We start from the raw sequence: 15224 nt of genomic DNA on the forward strand, positions 1-15224 counted from the left end.
GGCGGTAAGCTTGCGTAACCCCTGTAATTTGTTAGGGTGCCGTGGGGTCGGTACTGGGAGTTCAGCAGCATATGATGCGATCGGTGGGCACTCTCACTCGCGCCGACCTTGCGGAGACGATCAACCGCAAGATGGGCTTCTCTCGCGCCGAGAGCCTGGACATGGTCGAGAAGATTCTCGGCAAGATGTGCGAAGCTCTGGCCGATGGTCAGAACGTCAAGATTTCGGGCTTCGGCAGCTTCATCCTGCGCGACAAGCGCGAGCGGGTCGGCCGCAATCCGAAGACCGGCGTCGAAGTGCCGATCACGCCGCGCCGCGTGCTGACATTCCGCGCCAGCCAGAAACTGAAGAGCCGGATCGCCGGCTGATGCCGTTGCCGCCCGCTTTCGAAGACGGGAAGGATGACGGCGCGATGCGCACGATCGGCGAAGTCGCCGCGGCGCTCGGCATCAAGCAGCACGTCCTGCGTTACTGGGAGCAGCAGTTCCCGATGCTGCGGCCGCTCAAGCGCAGTGGCGGCCGCCGCCTCTATCGGCCCGAGGATGTGGCATTAGTCGGCGACATAGACCGGCTGGTGAACCGCGAAGGCTATACCCTCAAAGGGGCGCGCCAGGCGCTGGAAATGAACAGGGCGCCGGACCCTGTCGATCTGCCGCCGCCGCAGGCCATTCCGGCAAGTGCGGACATGCTGACCCAGCTGCGTGCGATCCGCGATCGCCTCGCCCGCGCGCTCGAGGCGGCGTAGCAGCCCGAAAGGGCTGCCTTCAGCCTGAATTGGCCGCGTAGGGCTGGAAGTCGGGCCGCTGGACGGCACCGTAATCGGTTTCCGGCGGCGTTTCGCGCACGTGGATAAAAGGCACCCAGAGGTCGCCGAAGGCTGCCTTTTCATACCACACGTCAACCACGTCGAACGAACCCCACGATCCGTCGGGCCCCTGCAGGCGCAGGCCTTCGCCGATCCGCGGCACCACCAGGAACTTGAGCTTGCTCTGCGACTGGTGTGTCTCGTTCTGGACTTCGATCTCGATCAAGTCGTTGCCTCGCCTTCGGAAACTCGGCCTTAACCGCGAATGCTTGCGGAAATGCAAACGCGCGGGCGGCTTTTGTCCTAGGCCACGCGCTCGGGTCCGAGCTCGGGGTCGAGATCGCGCGGACGGGCGAAATGGACCAGCCGGCCGCAACCGGCGGCGAGCTCTGCCCAGCGGTCTATGTCGAGTTCGAGGACGGCGAGCGCGGCGGTGGGAAACTTCTTCCCCGCTTCGGTCAGAAGGTCACTGTCCTGATCGGGATCGACCAGTTCGAACACCAGTTCCTGCAGGCCCGGGTTGTGCGCCGCCACCAGCAGGCTTTGCGCGTCGCCGGCACACTCGCGGATGACCGACATCAGCGTGATTGCGTCCGCCAGGTACAGGCGGTCGTCGTAATAAGGCCGCACGTCGATTGCGGTGCCTTCCAGGGTCCGCTTGACCCGCGCCGCTGGGCTGGCGAGCGCGGCATCGCAGTGCCAGCCAATGGCGCGCAGATGGGCGCCGATCGCTTCCGCCCCGCGGCGCCCGCGGTCATTGAGGCCGCGGTCGAAGTCGCGCAGCGTCATGTCGTCCCAGTCGGACTTCGCATGGCGCAGGAGCGTGAGGCGCTTCACGGGGCTTGGCGATCCTGTTCGATTTCCGCGGCAATCGGAACCGCGACAGAAACACCGCCCGAGAGCCGCTGTAAAGCTTCATCCAGTGTGCAGCGGACGACCGGCGTTCCCTTCGGGAAGGCGGAAAGAAGCCTGCTCGGGAAGGCGGACGAGAGCACGACGAAGTGGCCGCGATCGTCCTTGTTGCGGATCAAGCGGCCGAACGCCTGCGCCAGGCGCGAACGGATGATGGCATCGTCGTGGGCCGATCCGCCATTGGCTGCGCGGCGGGCGCGGTGGAGGATGCTGGGCTTGGGCCAGGGGACCTGTTCCATCACCACGCAGCGCAGCGACTGGCCCGGCACGTCGACCCCGTCGCGCAAGGCGTCGGTACCCAGCAGGCTGGAGCGCGGATCGTCGCGGAAGATGTCGACAAGCGTGCCGGTGTCGATCGGATCGACGTGCTGGGCGTACAGCGGCAAGCCTTCGCGGGCCAAGCGGTCGGCGATGCGGCCGTGCACGGCGCGCAGGCGGCGGATGGCGGTGAACAGTCCCAGCACACCCCCGTTCGACGCCTCGATGATCCGCGCATAGGCGCCGGCGAGCGCAGCCAGATCGCCTTTCTTCACGTCGGTAACGATGAGTACTTCGGCGTTGGCGGCATAATCGAACGGACTGTCCGCCACGGTCAGCAGCGGCTGGACCTCGATGTGCGGCGCGCCCGACCGCGCCACGGCCCCCGCCCAGTCGGGACCTTCGGCGCCCAGGGAACACAGCGTCGCGCTGGTCAGCATCACGCCGTGCGCCGGGGCGAGCACGACCTGCGCGAACGGCTTCATCGGGTCGAGGAAGCGGCGATGGATGCCGATGTCGAACTCGCGCGCGTCCGAACGTTCGACCGCCAGCCAGTCGACGAAATCGGGATCGGCCGGTCCGCCCAGCCGGTCGAGCAGGGCCTCCCATGCCGCCAGCGTATCGGCCCGCCAGCCGAGCGAATGGCGTGCGCCCTCGATCCGCGCGCGCCCCTGCGCGTCGAGCCAGTCGGGCGCATCCTCGATCAGGGCTTCCAGCCGCAGACCCAGTTTGAGCAACGGACGGCGGATCTCGCCCAGCGCGCCGGCGGCCTGCTGCGCCAGCTCGACGAAATTGCCGTCGAGCTGCGCGGCCTCGGTCTCGATGCCGTAGCCCATTTCCTGCCCGCCGCTCTCGTCGCGCGCATATGTCAGGGCGCGCACGGCGCCGAGCAGCGCCTCGATTTCGCCCGAGGGGGCCCCTTCGGCGATCCGCTGCAACCATCCGTCGGAGGGCAGGGCCTCGGCCGCGTCGATCGCCTGGTGGACCGCCTTGCCGCCTTCTTCGTCATAGGATGCGACATCGGCCAGGCGGGCGGCCAGTCCCCGCCGGCGGCCCTTCGAGCCGCGTTCGGGCCCTTTGATCCAGCGCTTGAGCTCGATCGCCTCCTGCCCGGTCAGCGCGGCGGCGAAGGTGCTGTCGGCCGCGTCGAACACATGGTGTCCCTCGTCGAAAACGATGCGGGTCGGCCTCTGCGCATGATCGCGGCCGCGCGCGGCGTTGACCATGACGAGCGCGTGGTTGGCGATCACGAGATCGGCCTCCGCGCTGGCCCGCGCGGCGCGTTCGATGAAGCACTTCCGGTAATGCGGACAGCCGGCATAGACGCACTCGCCGCGCTGATCGGTCAGGCTGCGGATCGCGCGGTTGCGGAACAGCGTGCCGAGCCAGCCGGGCAGATCGCCGCCGACCATGTCGCCGTCCTGCGTGTAGGCGGCCCAGCGCGCCACCAGATGCGCCAGAACCGCCGCCCGGCCGCCGAAACCGCCCTGCAGCGCGTCTTCCAGGTTGAGCAGGCAGAGATAGTTTTCCCGCCCCTTGCGCACGACCACCGGCTTGCTGCCGTCGGAACGCTCGGCCGGCCAGGCGCGTGCGCTCTCGCGGCGCAGTTGCCGCTGCAGGTTCTTGGTAAAGGTGCTGACCCAGACGGTCCCCTGCGATTTCTCCGCCCAGAGCGAGGCCGGGGCAAGATAGCCCAGCGTCTTGCCGATGCCTGTGCCCGCCTGGGCCAGCAGCAGGTGCGGCAGTTTTCGCCGGTCGCGCGGGGCGAAGATGCGGCCCGCTTCGCGCGAATAGCTGTTCTGCCCCTCGCGCCGTTCGGCGCCTTCGCCGGTCAGGCGGGCGAGGCGGGCCTCGATCTCGAACTCGTCGATTGCGACCTGCGCGGGCTGCGGACGTTCGGCCGTCTCCTCCCATTCGGGCAGGCGGCTGAAGAGCCACTTTTCGGCCTGTTGCGGCTGCTTGACGTAAGGCGCGAGGACATTGGCCCAGGGCCATCGCAAGCGCGCCAGCGATTGCAGAGCGGACCAGGCGCCCTCGCGCTCCGGCCAATCGTCGGCCTGGCACTGCTCCAGTAGCGCCGCCGCCGCTCGCTGGAGAAATGAGGGCACGTCGGAGTCGCTCGCCGGCTCCTGCAATCCCAGCGCGTGAGCAACGCCCTTGGGCGTGGGGACGACGACGCGCGCGGGGCGCACGAATGCATAGAGCTCCAGCAGGTCTAGTCCGGACAGGTCGGGATAGCCCAGCCTCGAGGCGACCAGCGGCGCATTGAGCAGCAGGATCGGCGTATCCGCCGCGGCCATGATGGCCTCGCCCTTCGAGCACCCGCGGGTCGCTCCGTTGCCGTCCCGCAGCCAGGTGCCCGCATGGCTGGCGTGAAGTGCGGGAAGGGCGAGAGAGTTCATGCCGAGAACCCTGGCCGTGGCGGAACGAAAAGTAAACGGAGCACCTCCGAATTGGTCCGGAGCGGCAGTTCCGTCCCTCCGCTCGTCGCACGGAAAAATCGGATGGCCGGATTTCCCGCAGAGTATTCTCCTGCGAAATCAACGCAATGGGAGATTCCTGAACGCCGGATAAAGGAACGCCGTGTCGCACATCGCAGTTTTACCGGGACTATGCGAAACACTATCCACTTCTCCGCCAGCGCCACTGCCGCGATTGCCGCTGCCCTCGCGCTCTCTGCCACCCCCGCCTTTGCGCAGGACGCCTCAAGCGCCCCGCTTGACGGCCCGATCGTGAATGTGCCCACGACGGCGAGCCCGTCGGTTTCGCAGCCGGCCGCCCAGCCGACGATCGTCCTGCCGGACGTTTCGACAACCTCGGCCCCGGCCCCGGCGACGACCGTCACGCAGCCGCAGACTACCACCACCACGCCCGCTCCGCGCGCTGCAACCACCACGACGACGACGCCGCGTACGGCCACCACTTCGAACGCTGCCCCGGCGGCGCGTGAAACCCGGACTCAGGCCGCCACCCCGGCTCCCGTCCGCTCGACTGCTGCGACCAATATCGCGGCCCCCGCCGCCGCGACCGCCGCTCCCGTGATCGCCAGCGAGACGGTCAGCGAGCCTGCCACGGCGTTCGAGCCCGTCGCCGCCGCGCCAGTCGAGAGCGAGGTCGCGCCCACTCCCGAGCAGACCTCCGATGTGACCGGCATCCTGGCGCTGGCCCTCATGGGCCTCGTGGGCGCCGGCCTGGCGGGCTTCGCGCTGCTCGCGTTCCGTCGCAAGCCGAAGAAGGCCTATCGCGCCGCTCCGGCGATCGAGCGTCCGATCGTGCGCGAACCGGTTGAGCCCGCGCTCGCCGCCAGCCCGGTCATTACCGGCAGTGCGGTGGCGGCTGCGCCCGCTTCCGCCGCCCTTTATCGCCAGGAGAGCGCGCCCGCCGCGGTTCTGGACAGCAACGGCGCTGCGGTTCCGCTGCCCAGCCAGATGCCGGAAAGCTTCGAGGAACGCGATACGCTGCTCAAGCGGATGGTGGCGGCGCGCCCGGACCGGGCTAACCCATTCACCTCGTACAAGGCGCGTGTTCACCGTGCGCGCCTGATCCTTCAGTCGCTCGGCCGCAAGTTCGAGAATTCCCGGCCGTGGATCGACCTCAGCGAGTACCCGCGCAACTGGCCGGCTCTCGCTCGCAGTCCGCGTTACCAGACGGCGTAGTCCACCCTCCCGCTACGCCGGACATGGAAGGGCGGCCCCATGCGGGCCGCCCTTTTCGTGTGTCCGCCGGTCAACTCTTGCGAGCGACGCAGGACCAGTTGGCGGCGACATTCGCATCGCCGCTGCCCTTGTAGTGCGCGACCTTGGGAAAGGCGCAATGGGGGCGGGACAGGGTGCGATCGTCCCTCGTCGCAAGGATGACGTCCGGCGCCTTGCCCGTGGAATCCCAGGCCTCGATCGTCGACAGCAGCGGCAGCACGTCCGCGCCGTTTCCGCCGCGGCAATGACCGACCCCGGGCGCGAGGAAATGGCGCATCTGGCTGGCCGCCCTGGGACTGCGAGCGAGCACGGCGTGGGCATAGTCGTTGGTGCCTACCGGGCTTGGCCCGGCATCGCTTTCTCCGTGCCACATCAGCAGTTTGCCGCCGCGATTGAAGAACGGTGTGAGGTTGGGATCCTTGGCTTCGTAGAGCGCGGCGAAGGGATGGGCGCGGACCGCCGGAACGTCGGTCTGCGGCGAGAAGTCCGCCCAGTCGACGCTGCGTCCCGGGAAGATAACCGGGCCCAGGCCGATCAGCCCGCCGCCCTGTGTCGGATCGTTGCCCTTGCCGTCGGTCGCGGCGAAGAACGGCCAGGTGGTTTCGCCGCCCCGGCTCATCGGCAGCAGCGCCCACTGGCCGTCGGGCGAGCGGATGCCGTCGTAAAGAGTGCGCAGTGCGCCGACCTGCGCGGCGCTGAGGCACTGGTCGGTCTTGCCGCCGGCGCACTGGATCGTGGCCGGATCCCACTTGCACTGACGCGGATCGTTGATGAGGCCGTCCTTCAACCCGTCATCGGCGTCGCAGGCGGCGAGGGCGGCGCTTTCGGCAAGTTTGAGGTCGCCGGCGGAGAACCCCCCGCCTTTGGTGAAGACGTTGGTGCGCAGGACCGAACTCGTCTGCACCTGCAGCGTGTAGACCGGCGCGCCGGCCACGATGACGTCGTAGTCGGCGGGATAGCGCTGCGCTTCCATCAGGCCCATCCGGCCCCCGGTCGAGCAGCCGACGTAGTAGGCGCGGTCGACCTTGTTGCCGTAATAGGCAGGCGCGACCCTTTTGCCCGCGACGGTCATTTCGTGGATCGCGCGGTGGCTGAAATCGGCGGTCTTCACAGGGTCTTGTGCCCAGGAGTTGTCCCACACGTTGCCGATCGGATGGCCGCCGTCGGTCGACATCGTGGCGTAACCTTTGCCCAGCGCCTCGGCCACGGTCTGCACGGCGACGTTGCCGATCCAGCCGCCGCCGCCCACGCCGTAGACCTTGCCGTTCCACTGGGCAGGGAGGCGGTAGACCACCCCGATGTTCGATCCGGCGACCGGCTGGAGGGTGCCGGTGACCTCGCAAAACGCCGGAATCGCGTCCTTCTGCGCAACCCAGCTCGACCTTGCGCCGACCAGGCCCAGAGAGGACGCATCAAAAGCGGCGCACTTTTCGGCGGCTGCGAGCGACGTGGGCGCCGAGCTTTGCGTGGCGCAGCCACTGGCGAGCAGAGCGAATGTGAAGAGTGCGATATAACGCATTGAAATCTCCTGCTCAGGTGATGAATTTTGTACGACTGTGGACTTCGACCTGACGCCATCTGCGAATGAAGCGCTCGATTTGGTGTCCCGCCGCCGTTTCGCGTAACAGGACGGCCGGGAAAACCGGCCGAGCACCATTGGGCGAGCAGCGCGCGCGCCGGCCGGGAAACGGCGGCGCGTCGCGGCGAGCCGGGCGAGCAATGGCCATGCGTTTCCTCTCCCCCAGGAAATCGTTCGTGCGCTTCATCTGCCAGAGCGGCGGCAAGACGCAACCGCTTTGCTTGGCCCGATCCCACCTCGCCGGCCCGAAGCGTGCTGTCCGGGCCTTCCTTCGCGCTTGCAACATGGGCGGCCTTGGGCGAAGGCGCGCAGGCAATGACCGACGCTCAAATCCCCGAGGGGCTGCTCGAAGCTGCCCGCGTGTCCAAGGCCTGGCCGTTCCAGGAGGCGATGAAGCTGGTCAAGCGCTTTCCCGACGGCAAGACCGCCAGGGACGGTTCGCCCGAAGCGATCGTTTTCGAGACCGGCTACGGCCCCAGTGGCCTGCCGCATATCGGCACCTTCCAGGAGGTGCTGCGCACGACGCTGGTGCGCCGCGCGTTCGAGATCGTCTCCGGCGGCGCGCCGACCCGTTTGATCGCCTTTTCCGACGACATGGACGGGCTGCGCAAGGTGCCCGACAACGTCCCCAACCAGGCGCTGATGCAGGCCAACCTCGGCAAGCCGCTGAGCCGCATTCCCGACCCGTTCGGTGCCGGGTTCGACAGCTTCGCCGCGCACAACAACGCGATGCTTCGCGACTTCCTCGACCGCTACGGCTTCGACTACGAGTTCGTCGCGGCGAGCGAGCGATATAATTCGGGCGCGTTCGACAGTGCGCTGGCGCAAGTCCTGCGAACCTACGACCGCATCATGGACATCATGCTGCCCACTCTTCGGGCCGAGCGGGCGGCGACCTATTCGCCGGTCCTGCCGATCAGCGAAAAGAGCGGCGTGGTGCTGCAGGTCCCGGTCGAAGTGATCGATGCCGATGCCGGCATCGTGCGCTTCGAGGACGATGGGAAGATGGTCGAGCAGACCGTCTTCGGCGGGCGGGCCAAGCTGCAGTGGAAGGTCGACTGGGCTATGCGCTGGTATGCGCTGGGCGTCGATTACGAGATGTGCGGCAAGGACCTGACCGACAGCGTGACCCAGTCGGGCCGTATCGTGCGCGCGCTGGGCGGGCGCATGCCCGAGAACATGATCTACGAGCTGTTCCTCGACGAGAACGGCGAGAAGATCTCCAAGTCGAAGGGCAACGGCCTGACGATCGAGGAATGGCTGCGCTACGGCAGCGAGGAGAGCCTCGGGCTCTATCTCTACCGCGAGCCCAAGAGCGCCAAGAGCCTGCACGCCGGGATCGTGCCCAGGACGGTCGATGAGTACTGGCAGTTTCGCGCCAAGATACCGGAGCAGCCGATCGAACAGCAACTGGGCAACCCGGTGTGGCATCTGCTGCGCGCCAACGGTTACGCGGGCGGGGACGGCGACACGCTGCCGGTGACCTATGCATTGCTGCTCAACTTGGTCGGCGTGCTGGGCGCCGATGCCACGGCGGAACAGGTCTGGTCGTACCTGGGCAACTACATCCACGATGCCGATCCGGCGAACCACCCCGATCTCGACGCGCTGGTCGGCCGGGCACTGGCCTACAACCGCGACTTCGTCGCCCCGACGCTGAGGAAGCGCGCGCCCGCGGCGAACGAGGCTGCGGCGCTGCGGGCGCTCGACGCCTATCTCGCCGCTGCCCCGGCAGACGCTTCGGCGGAGGATCTGCAGACCGAGGTCTACGAGATCGGCAAGCGCGAGGAATTTGGCTTCGCCTCCCTACGCGACTGGTTCAAGGCGCAGTACGAGACGCTGCTGGGTTCACCCCAGGGGCCGCGCATGGGCAGCTTCATCGCGCTCTATGGTGTGGCCAACACCCGCCGCCTGATCGCCGACGCGCTGGCGCGTCAGGCGAGCTGACGGGTCGGCCCACAGCGATACCAGCGCGTCACCACGTACTTGCTGCCCGCGCCGAGCGGGTTGCCGGCGTGGATGGTGAAGGGGTTGGGGACGCCCTCGCGGTCGGCGTTGTTCCACGCCAGCAGGGTCCCGCGGCGCGGCGCCACGGCCATGTCCAGGCGGGGAAAGTCGGTCTCGCCGCCGTGATCGACCGAATTGAGATAGACCATCGCGGTGATCGAGCGCTGGCCGCCGTTGTCCTGCTCGATGCGCCAGCCGGGCGTGCCTTGCGGAAACCAGTCGGTGTGCGGCTTGAACTGCTGCCCGGCGGTGTAGCGCTGGCCCTGCAGCGCTTCGCCATGACTGCAATCGAGGCCGAGCAACCGGTCGATCCGGCGCTGGACCTTGCGCACCAGGGCCTCGCGCGGGTGCAGCGGGGCCGAGCTCGAGGTGCGGAAGTCCGGGTCCTCGCTGGCGCTATAGGTCCGGCTGGGCACCGCGACCGCATCGATCATCGCAATCAGCGCCGCGCATTCCTCCAAGTCGAGGAAGTTCGCCATCGCCCAGGCTTCCGCTTCGTCGCAAGGCAGCAACTGCACCGCCTTGTTCGCCGCAAGGCGCCGCCGCACCCGCTCGCCGATCGTGCGCAGGCGCGCCCTGTCGGGATGGTCGGGTTCGGGCGCGAGATGCGGTACCGCGACGGCCAAGCCGTCAGCCCCAGCGCCGCGTGCGATACCAGCGGGTGATGACGTATTTTACCCCGGCGGTGACCTTGGTCCCGGTGTGCATGGTGAATTCGTTCGGCACGCCCTCGATATCGGCGTTGTTCCAGATCAGCAGGACCCCGGCCTTGGGGGCGATCGACAGACCGAGCTTGGTGAAGTCGGTCGAACCGCCGCCCTCCACGTCGTTGAGGTAGACCATCGCCGTCCAGCTGCGTTGCCCGCCGTTGTTCTTCTCGCGCTCCCAGTACTGCGCCTCGGTCCAGAACCAGTCGTTGTGCGGCTGAAATTGCTGGCCGGGGAGATAGCGCTGGCCCTGGATCGTCTCACCCCAGCGGCCGTCGATATCGAGCAGGTCGTCGATCCGCCGGCTGATCTTGCGCACGAAGGGATCCTGCGGGTCGACGTCGCCCGAATAGCTGGTGCGGTATTCGGTCCCGTAGTTGAGGTCGAACACCGCGCTGGGCCTCGCGACCTTGTCGATCAGGCCGATCATGCGGGTGCATTCCTCGGCGCTCATGAAGTCGCCCACCGCGTAGAGCTCGGCGTTTTCCTGGGTGACGGTGTAGACGCCAGGGTTGGCTTCGAGCCGCTGGCGCACCTGTCGCCCGAGTTTGCGCAGCGCGGCCTGGTCGGGGACGGTTCTGGCGGCTTGCGCGGTCGTGATCGTGCCGGTCATGGCGCCGACCTATGCAAAGCGCGGCCCGGGATGCAAGTCTGGGTCGACGAACCGCGCGCAAAAGCCCCCCTCGCCCTGAGACGAGAGGGGCTCCGCCCCCGTCGGTCCACTCTTCCGACGGAAACTCGTGCTAGGAAATCACCAGAAGAAGTCGTGAATCACGTCGACCACCTGGCCGCTGTACTGGTCCACCAGCAGCGCATCGTCGTAATAACGGACCCAGCGATAGGGGCCGTAGACTTCCGGCAGGCGGTACTGCCACGGATCGTTGATCCAGTACCGCTGGCCGTAGAACAGGCTGTCGAGAAAGACCCCGATGCTCAGCCGGCGATAGTTGTAGTTCCGGTACGGCGCGTAATACGAGCCCAGGCGGAAGACCGTGCGGTTGCTGTTGCGGTACGACTGCCAGTTGTAGCGGTTGTTGTCGCGCCAGCGACGGTCCCACTGCCGGTCGTTGCGGTTGCTGTCGCGCCAGCCGTCGCGATAGGCCTGCTGGTTCTGGCGATAGTCCTGCCGCCGGTCCTGGCGGTTATCGTATTGCCGTCCGTCACGCCAACCTTCGCGGTAGGTGCCGTTGCGGTCGCGGTTGGCATAGGTGCCGTTGCGCTGCCAGTCGCGCGACGCAGTGCTGCCGTCGCGGGTGCCGTTCCAGCCACGCTGCTGCCGGGCCTGCGCTTGAGCCTGGGCCTGGGCCTGAGCCTGCTGCTGCTGGCGCTGCGCGCGGATCTGGGCCTGGGCCTGGGTTTGCGCTTGAGCCTGAGCCTGTCCCGCACCGTTCCAGTCGCCGCCGCCGCGGTTCCAATCCCGGCCGCTGCGCTGCTGCCCGGTGTCGGACCGGCGCTGCGACTGGTTCCAGTCGCGTCCCGAACGATCGCCGCGATTGGCGTCGCGCCCGGCGTTCTGCTGGGCGACCTGCGGCTGCGGCTGGCGCTGTGGCTGTGGCTGCGCCCACTGGCGCTGCGGCTGCGGAGCGATGCGGACTTCCTGCGGCGCCTGGCGCTGGGCCCGGCCGTTGTCGCCGTTGCCCCAGTTCGCGCGGCCGCTCTGGGCTTGGCGGGCTGCGCGCGCCTCGGCGGCGACGCCGTTCTGGTCCTCGGCCGAGGCAGGGGTTGCGGTCACAGCAAGGGCAGCCGCGAGAGCCGCCAGCGCACCACCGGTGAAAAACTTTGTAACGGACATCTGCAGAAACTCCCGACGAAAACCGCAGAGTGGGTGCGGAGCTGTAATGACGCTGGACTAGTCGAGTCGGGCTGTCGCGATTGTGAACCGGCCTGACCGCCTTCCGTTCATGTTTCGGCTCTTCGAAATGAACGGTCGAGGATGCCGGGAACCGAATGACCGGGTCGGATGTCCTACCTGCATCCACTCCCCGGCAGACGCGGTGTTTGCGCAGGGCCAAGCAAAGGGAAGTCGCACCATGAAGAAGATCCTCGTCGCGCTCGCCGTCTCCAGCGGCCTGCTCCTCTCCGCCTGCAACACCGTCAAGGGCCTCGGCAACGATGTCGAATCCGTCGGCGACTGTGCCGATGGCCAGCGGGGCAACTGCTAAGCGCAGCAGCTCATACGCCGGTTATGCACCGGCGGCACAAGACGGCGGGTCGGGAGCGATGCTTCCGGCCCGCCTTGCGATTCCGCCCGGATCGGAAAGGCGGTGGCAAGGGGGCGGCACACATGGTAAACGGTTGCCAAGTCGCACCCTGGCACGCGAGGGGGGCCGGCCGATGGCATTCGTCACAATTCGCCACAGCGACAACCAGACGATGATCGTAAACGTCGATCAGATCACGCACATGTCTCACGACATCTACGGCACCAACATCTTCTTCTCCTCGGGCGAACACATCGTGTGCCCGGAGGATATCGATTCGCTGACCGACCGGCTGTTCGGCTCCGCGCCGCCGGAATCCCTGCTGATCGCGCAGCCGCGCGTCACCTAGCCGTGGCCGATGCCGGCACGGCCGTTTGCCGGCTTCAGCGCGTGAGCTTCTTGTAGGCCAGCCGGGTCGGGCGATCCGCAGCGTCGCCCATGCGGCGGCGCTTGTCTTCCTCGTAGGCCGCGAAGTTGCCTTCGAACCATTCGACGTGGCTGTCGCCTTCGAACGCCAGGATGTGCGTCGCCAGGCGGTCGAGGAAGAAGCGGTCGTGGCTGATCACCACGGCGCAGCCGGCGAAGTTCTCGATCGCGTCTTCCAGCGCGGCCAGGGTCTCGACGTCGAGGTCGTTGGTCGGTTCGTCAAGCAGCAGGACGTTGCCGCCTGCCTTCAGCATCTTGGCCATGTGGACGCGGTTGCGTTCGCCGCCCGACAGCTTGCCGACGTTCTTCTGCTGGTCCTGGCCCTTGAAGTTGAACGCCCCGACATAGGCGCGGGTGCTCATTTCCTGCTTGTTGACCGTCATGTAGTCGAGACCGTCGGAGATTTCCTGCCACACGTTGTTCTTGGGGTTCAGATCGTCGCGGCTCTGGTCGACGAAGCCAAGATGGACGGTCTGGCCGATCTCGATGCTGCCGCTGTCGGGCGTTTCCTTGCCGGTGATGATCTTGAACAGCGTCGACTTGCCCGCGCCGTTGGGCCCGATCACGCCCACGATGCCGCCCGGCGGCAGCATGAACGACAGGTCCTCGAACAACAGCTTGTCGCCATAGGCCTTGGTGAGGTTCTTCGCCTCGATCACCTTGCCGCCCAGCCGCTCGGGCACCTGGATGACGATCTGCGCCTTGCCGACCGCGCGATTGTCCTGCGCGTTCTGCAGTTCCTCGAACTTGCGGATACGGGCCTTCGACTTGGTCTGCCGCGCGGCGGGGGTCTGGCGAATCCATTCGAGCTCGCGCTGGAGGGCCTTCTGCTTGCCCGATTCCTCGCGGCTTTCCTGTTCGAGCCGCTTGGCCTTCTTCTCGAGGTAGGTCGAGTAGTTGCCCTCGTAGGGGTAGTAGGAGCCGCGATCGAGTTCGAGGATCCAGCCCACCACGTTATCCAGGAAGTAGCGGTCGTGGGTGATCATCAGCACCGCGCCGGCATATTCCTTCAGGTGGTTTTCCAGCCACTGCACGCTTTCGGCGTCGAGGTGGTTGGTCGGTTCGTCCAGCAGCAGGATGCTGGGCTTCTGGATCAGCAGCCGGGTCAGCGCCACGCGGCGCTTCTCGCCGCCCGACAGGCTCTCCACGCCCATGTCGCCCGGCGGGCAGCGCAGCGCCTCCATGGCGACCTCGAGCTGGTTGTCGAGCGTCCAGCCGTCGACCGCGTCGATCTTGTCCTGCAGTTCGGCCATCTCGGTGCTGAGCGCGTCGAAATCGGCGTCTTCCTCGCCCATTTCCATGCCGATCTGGTTGAACCGCTCGACCATGTCGGCGGTCTCGCGCGCGCCGTCCTTGACGTTCTCCAGCACGGTCTTGCTGGGGTCGAGCTCAGGCTCCTGCTCGAGATAGCCGACGGTGATGTTCTCGCCGGGCCAGGCCTCGCCGGTGAAGTCGGTGTCGATCCCCGCCATGATCTTGATCAGGGTCGACTTGCCCGCGCCGTTGGGGCCGACGATGCCGATCTTGGAGCCCTGGTAGAACTGCAGGTTGATGTCCTTCAGCACGGGCTTCTGCGCGCCGGGGAAGGTCTTCGTCATGTTCTTCATGACATATGCGTACTGGGCGGCCATCGGGGGTCCTTCGGGTATTCTCGTGTGTTCGGGGTTGGCGCGCAGATAGGCGGTGCGGGCTAGGGGGGCAAGCACCTCGAAACAGATACGATCTGCGACGAGGTTTGACTTTCGCAAACGCGCGCGCCGTGGCAGTCTGGCGGCAAGAGGAGAGGGAGAGCGCGATGGGCGGATTTGCCGGAAAGCTGCTTGCTGGTTTGTTGATGGGCACCGTGGCGAGCACCACGCTGGCGCAGGGAGCAGAGCCGCTGACGCCGGCACGCGACTTCTCCGGCGTATGGACGACCTATCGCGCACCCGATGCCGCCGCGCCGACCGGTGCGGGCGGGCTGATCTCCGCCGTGCCGCCGCCGCCCTTCACCGAGGAGGGCAAGCGCCGGGTGGAAGAATACCGCAAGCTCGTGGGCGAGGGCGGGGACGGCACCGGCAACTTCTCCGGCGACAGCCCCGCGGCGCACTGCGTGGTCTACGGGATGCCGACGATGATGCAGTCGGCCGGCGGCTATCCGATCGAGTTCATCCATCGGCCCGAACAGCTGACGATCATCTACGAGGTCGAGAGCGAGACCCGCCGGGTCTACATGCCCGGCTTCGGCGTCCCGCCGGCAAAGCGCCTGCCGGTGCGGCAGGGCTATTCCGAAGGGCGCTGGGACGGCGACACGCTGGTCGTGACCACCACCGACCTGTCGGACGGGCAGGACCAGCGCACCTATCCGCACAGCGAGGAGGCCACCATGGTGGAACGGATTCGCGTGGTGCCCGATCCCCAGGTCGGCAAGATCATGGAGTACGAGCTGACCATGACCGATCCGGTATACTACACCGCGCCGGTCACCTTCACGAAGAAGTGGATGCCGCTCAAGGACGGGCACATCATGGCCTACAACTGCACCGAGGAGCCGTGGCTGCGCCTGCTGGACGCCCGCCGCCAGCAGCTCGACGCGGGCCAGCCGATCACCGCCATGATGGCCGACGTCATCGACGTTTACGACTGATCCAGGGG

The 15224-nt window shown here is 67.2% G+C and carries 16 protein-coding genes; 7 read left to right on the top strand and 9 right to left on the bottom strand.

The genetic code is table 11. The features are described from left to right. Positions 1-71 precede the first annotated feature (71 nt). Both ACWPMZ_RS05230 and ACWPMZ_RS05235 read left to right on the top strand, forming a co-directional pair. The gene (locus ACWPMZ_RS05230) at positions 72-368 is read left to right on the top strand and encodes an integration host factor subunit alpha (RefSeq protein ID WP_455702954.1); all 297 of its coding nucleotides are present in this window, start codon (positions 72-74) and stop codon (positions 366-368) included. Continuing rightward, positions 368-745, top strand: a complete 378-nt coding sequence (locus ACWPMZ_RS05235) for a MerR family transcriptional regulator (RefSeq protein WP_455702955.1) — start codon at positions 368-370, stop codon at positions 743-745. The genes ACWPMZ_RS05230 and ACWPMZ_RS05235 overlap by 1 nt, the downstream gene beginning before the upstream one ends. Positions 746-764: 19 nt before the next feature. Here ACWPMZ_RS05235 and ACWPMZ_RS05240 read toward each other — a convergent pair whose 3' ends face one another. The 3 genes from ACWPMZ_RS05240 to ACWPMZ_RS05250 form a co-directional block, all read right to left on the bottom strand. Further along, positions 765-1031 (bottom strand): hypothetical protein, encoded by a 267-nt coding sequence (locus ACWPMZ_RS05240; RefSeq protein ID WP_455702956.1) that lies wholly within the window; start codon positions 1029-1031, stop codon positions 765-767. 77 nt (positions 1032-1108) lie between these two features. Then, entirely contained in the window at positions 1109-1642 is a 534-nt protein-coding gene (locus ACWPMZ_RS05245; RefSeq protein WP_455702957.1) for a SixA phosphatase family protein, read from the bottom strand. Further along, on the bottom strand, positions 1639-4377 hold the full coding sequence (locus ACWPMZ_RS05250; protein ID WP_455702958.1) for an ATP-dependent DNA helicase: 2739 nt from the start codon (positions 4375-4377) through the stop codon (positions 1639-1641). Before ACWPMZ_RS05250 ends, ACWPMZ_RS05245 begins: the two co-directional genes overlap by 4 nt. Before the next feature lie 210 nt (positions 4378-4587). Here ACWPMZ_RS05250 and ACWPMZ_RS05255 point away from each other — a divergent pair, with 210 nt between their 5' ends. Then, entirely contained in the window at positions 4588-5631 is a 1044-nt protein-coding gene (locus ACWPMZ_RS05255; RefSeq protein ID WP_455702959.1) for a hypothetical protein, read from the top strand. Between the two features lie 70 nt (positions 5632-5701). Here the strand turns inward: ACWPMZ_RS05255 and ACWPMZ_RS05260 are convergent, their stop codons facing one another. Both ACWPMZ_RS05260 and ACWPMZ_RS05265 read right to left on the bottom strand, forming a co-directional pair. Continuing rightward, positions 5702-7189, bottom strand: coding sequence for a tannase/feruloyl esterase family alpha/beta hydrolase (locus ACWPMZ_RS05260; RefSeq protein WP_455702960.1), 1488 nt, complete (start codon positions 7187-7189; stop codon positions 5702-5704). A 13-nt stretch (positions 7190-7202) separates the two neighbouring features. Continuing rightward, a complete protein-coding gene (locus ACWPMZ_RS05265; protein WP_455702961.1) occupies positions 7203-7454 on the bottom strand; it encodes a hypothetical protein in 252 nt (83 codons plus the stop codon). Between the two features lie 110 nt (positions 7455-7564). Between ACWPMZ_RS05265 and ACWPMZ_RS05270 the strand changes: the two genes are divergently transcribed. Then, on the top strand, positions 7565-9196 hold the full coding sequence (locus ACWPMZ_RS05270; protein WP_455702962.1) for a lysine--tRNA ligase: 1632 nt from the start codon (positions 7565-7567) through the stop codon (positions 9194-9196). Here ACWPMZ_RS05270 and ACWPMZ_RS05275 read toward each other — a convergent pair. From ACWPMZ_RS05275 to ACWPMZ_RS05285, 3 genes are all read right to left on the bottom strand, one after another. After that, on the bottom strand, positions 9184-9882 hold the full coding sequence (locus ACWPMZ_RS05275) for a prolyl hydroxylase family protein (protein ID WP_455702963.1): 699 nt from the start codon (positions 9880-9882) through the stop codon (positions 9184-9186). The two genes, ACWPMZ_RS05270 and ACWPMZ_RS05275, sit on opposite strands and share 13 nt — an antisense overlap. Before the next feature lie 4 nt (positions 9883-9886). Then, positions 9887-10576 (bottom strand): prolyl hydroxylase family protein, encoded by a 690-nt coding sequence (locus tag ACWPMZ_RS05280; protein ID WP_455702964.1) that lies wholly within the window; start codon positions 10574-10576, stop codon positions 9887-9889. Positions 10577-10714: 138 nt separating this feature from the next. Beyond that, on the bottom strand, positions 10715-11755 hold the full coding sequence (locus tag ACWPMZ_RS05285; RefSeq protein WP_455702965.1) for an RcnB family protein: 1041 nt from the start codon (positions 11753-11755) through the stop codon (positions 10715-10717). A 238-nt stretch (positions 11756-11993) separates the two neighbouring features. Between ACWPMZ_RS05285 and ACWPMZ_RS05290 the strand changes: the two genes are divergently transcribed. Together ACWPMZ_RS05290 and ACWPMZ_RS05295 are read left to right on the top strand one after the other, a co-directional pair. Further along, positions 11994-12125, top strand: coding sequence for an entericidin A/B family lipoprotein (locus tag ACWPMZ_RS05290; protein WP_455702966.1), 132 nt, complete (start codon positions 11994-11996; stop codon positions 12123-12125). Between the two features lie 172 nt (positions 12126-12297). Next, entirely contained in the window at positions 12298-12513 is a 216-nt protein-coding gene (locus tag ACWPMZ_RS05295) for a hypothetical protein (protein ID WP_455702967.1), read from the top strand. Positions 12514-12547: 34 nt separating this feature from the next. Here ACWPMZ_RS05295 and ettA read toward each other — a convergent pair whose 3' ends face one another. Next, a complete protein-coding gene (ettA, locus tag ACWPMZ_RS05300) occupies positions 12548-14221 on the bottom strand; it encodes an energy-dependent translational throttle protein EttA (protein ID WP_455702968.1) in 1674 nt (557 codons plus the stop codon). A 164-nt stretch (positions 14222-14385) separates the two neighbouring features. Between ettA and ACWPMZ_RS05305 the strand changes: the two genes are divergently transcribed. Further along, complete coding sequence (locus ACWPMZ_RS05305; protein WP_455702969.1) at positions 14386-15216, top strand: hypothetical protein; 831 nt, start codon at positions 14386-14388, stop codon at positions 15214-15216. Positions 15217-15224: the final 8 nt, after the last annotated feature.

This window comes from Tsuneonella sp. HG222 (genome assembly GCF_053819185.1).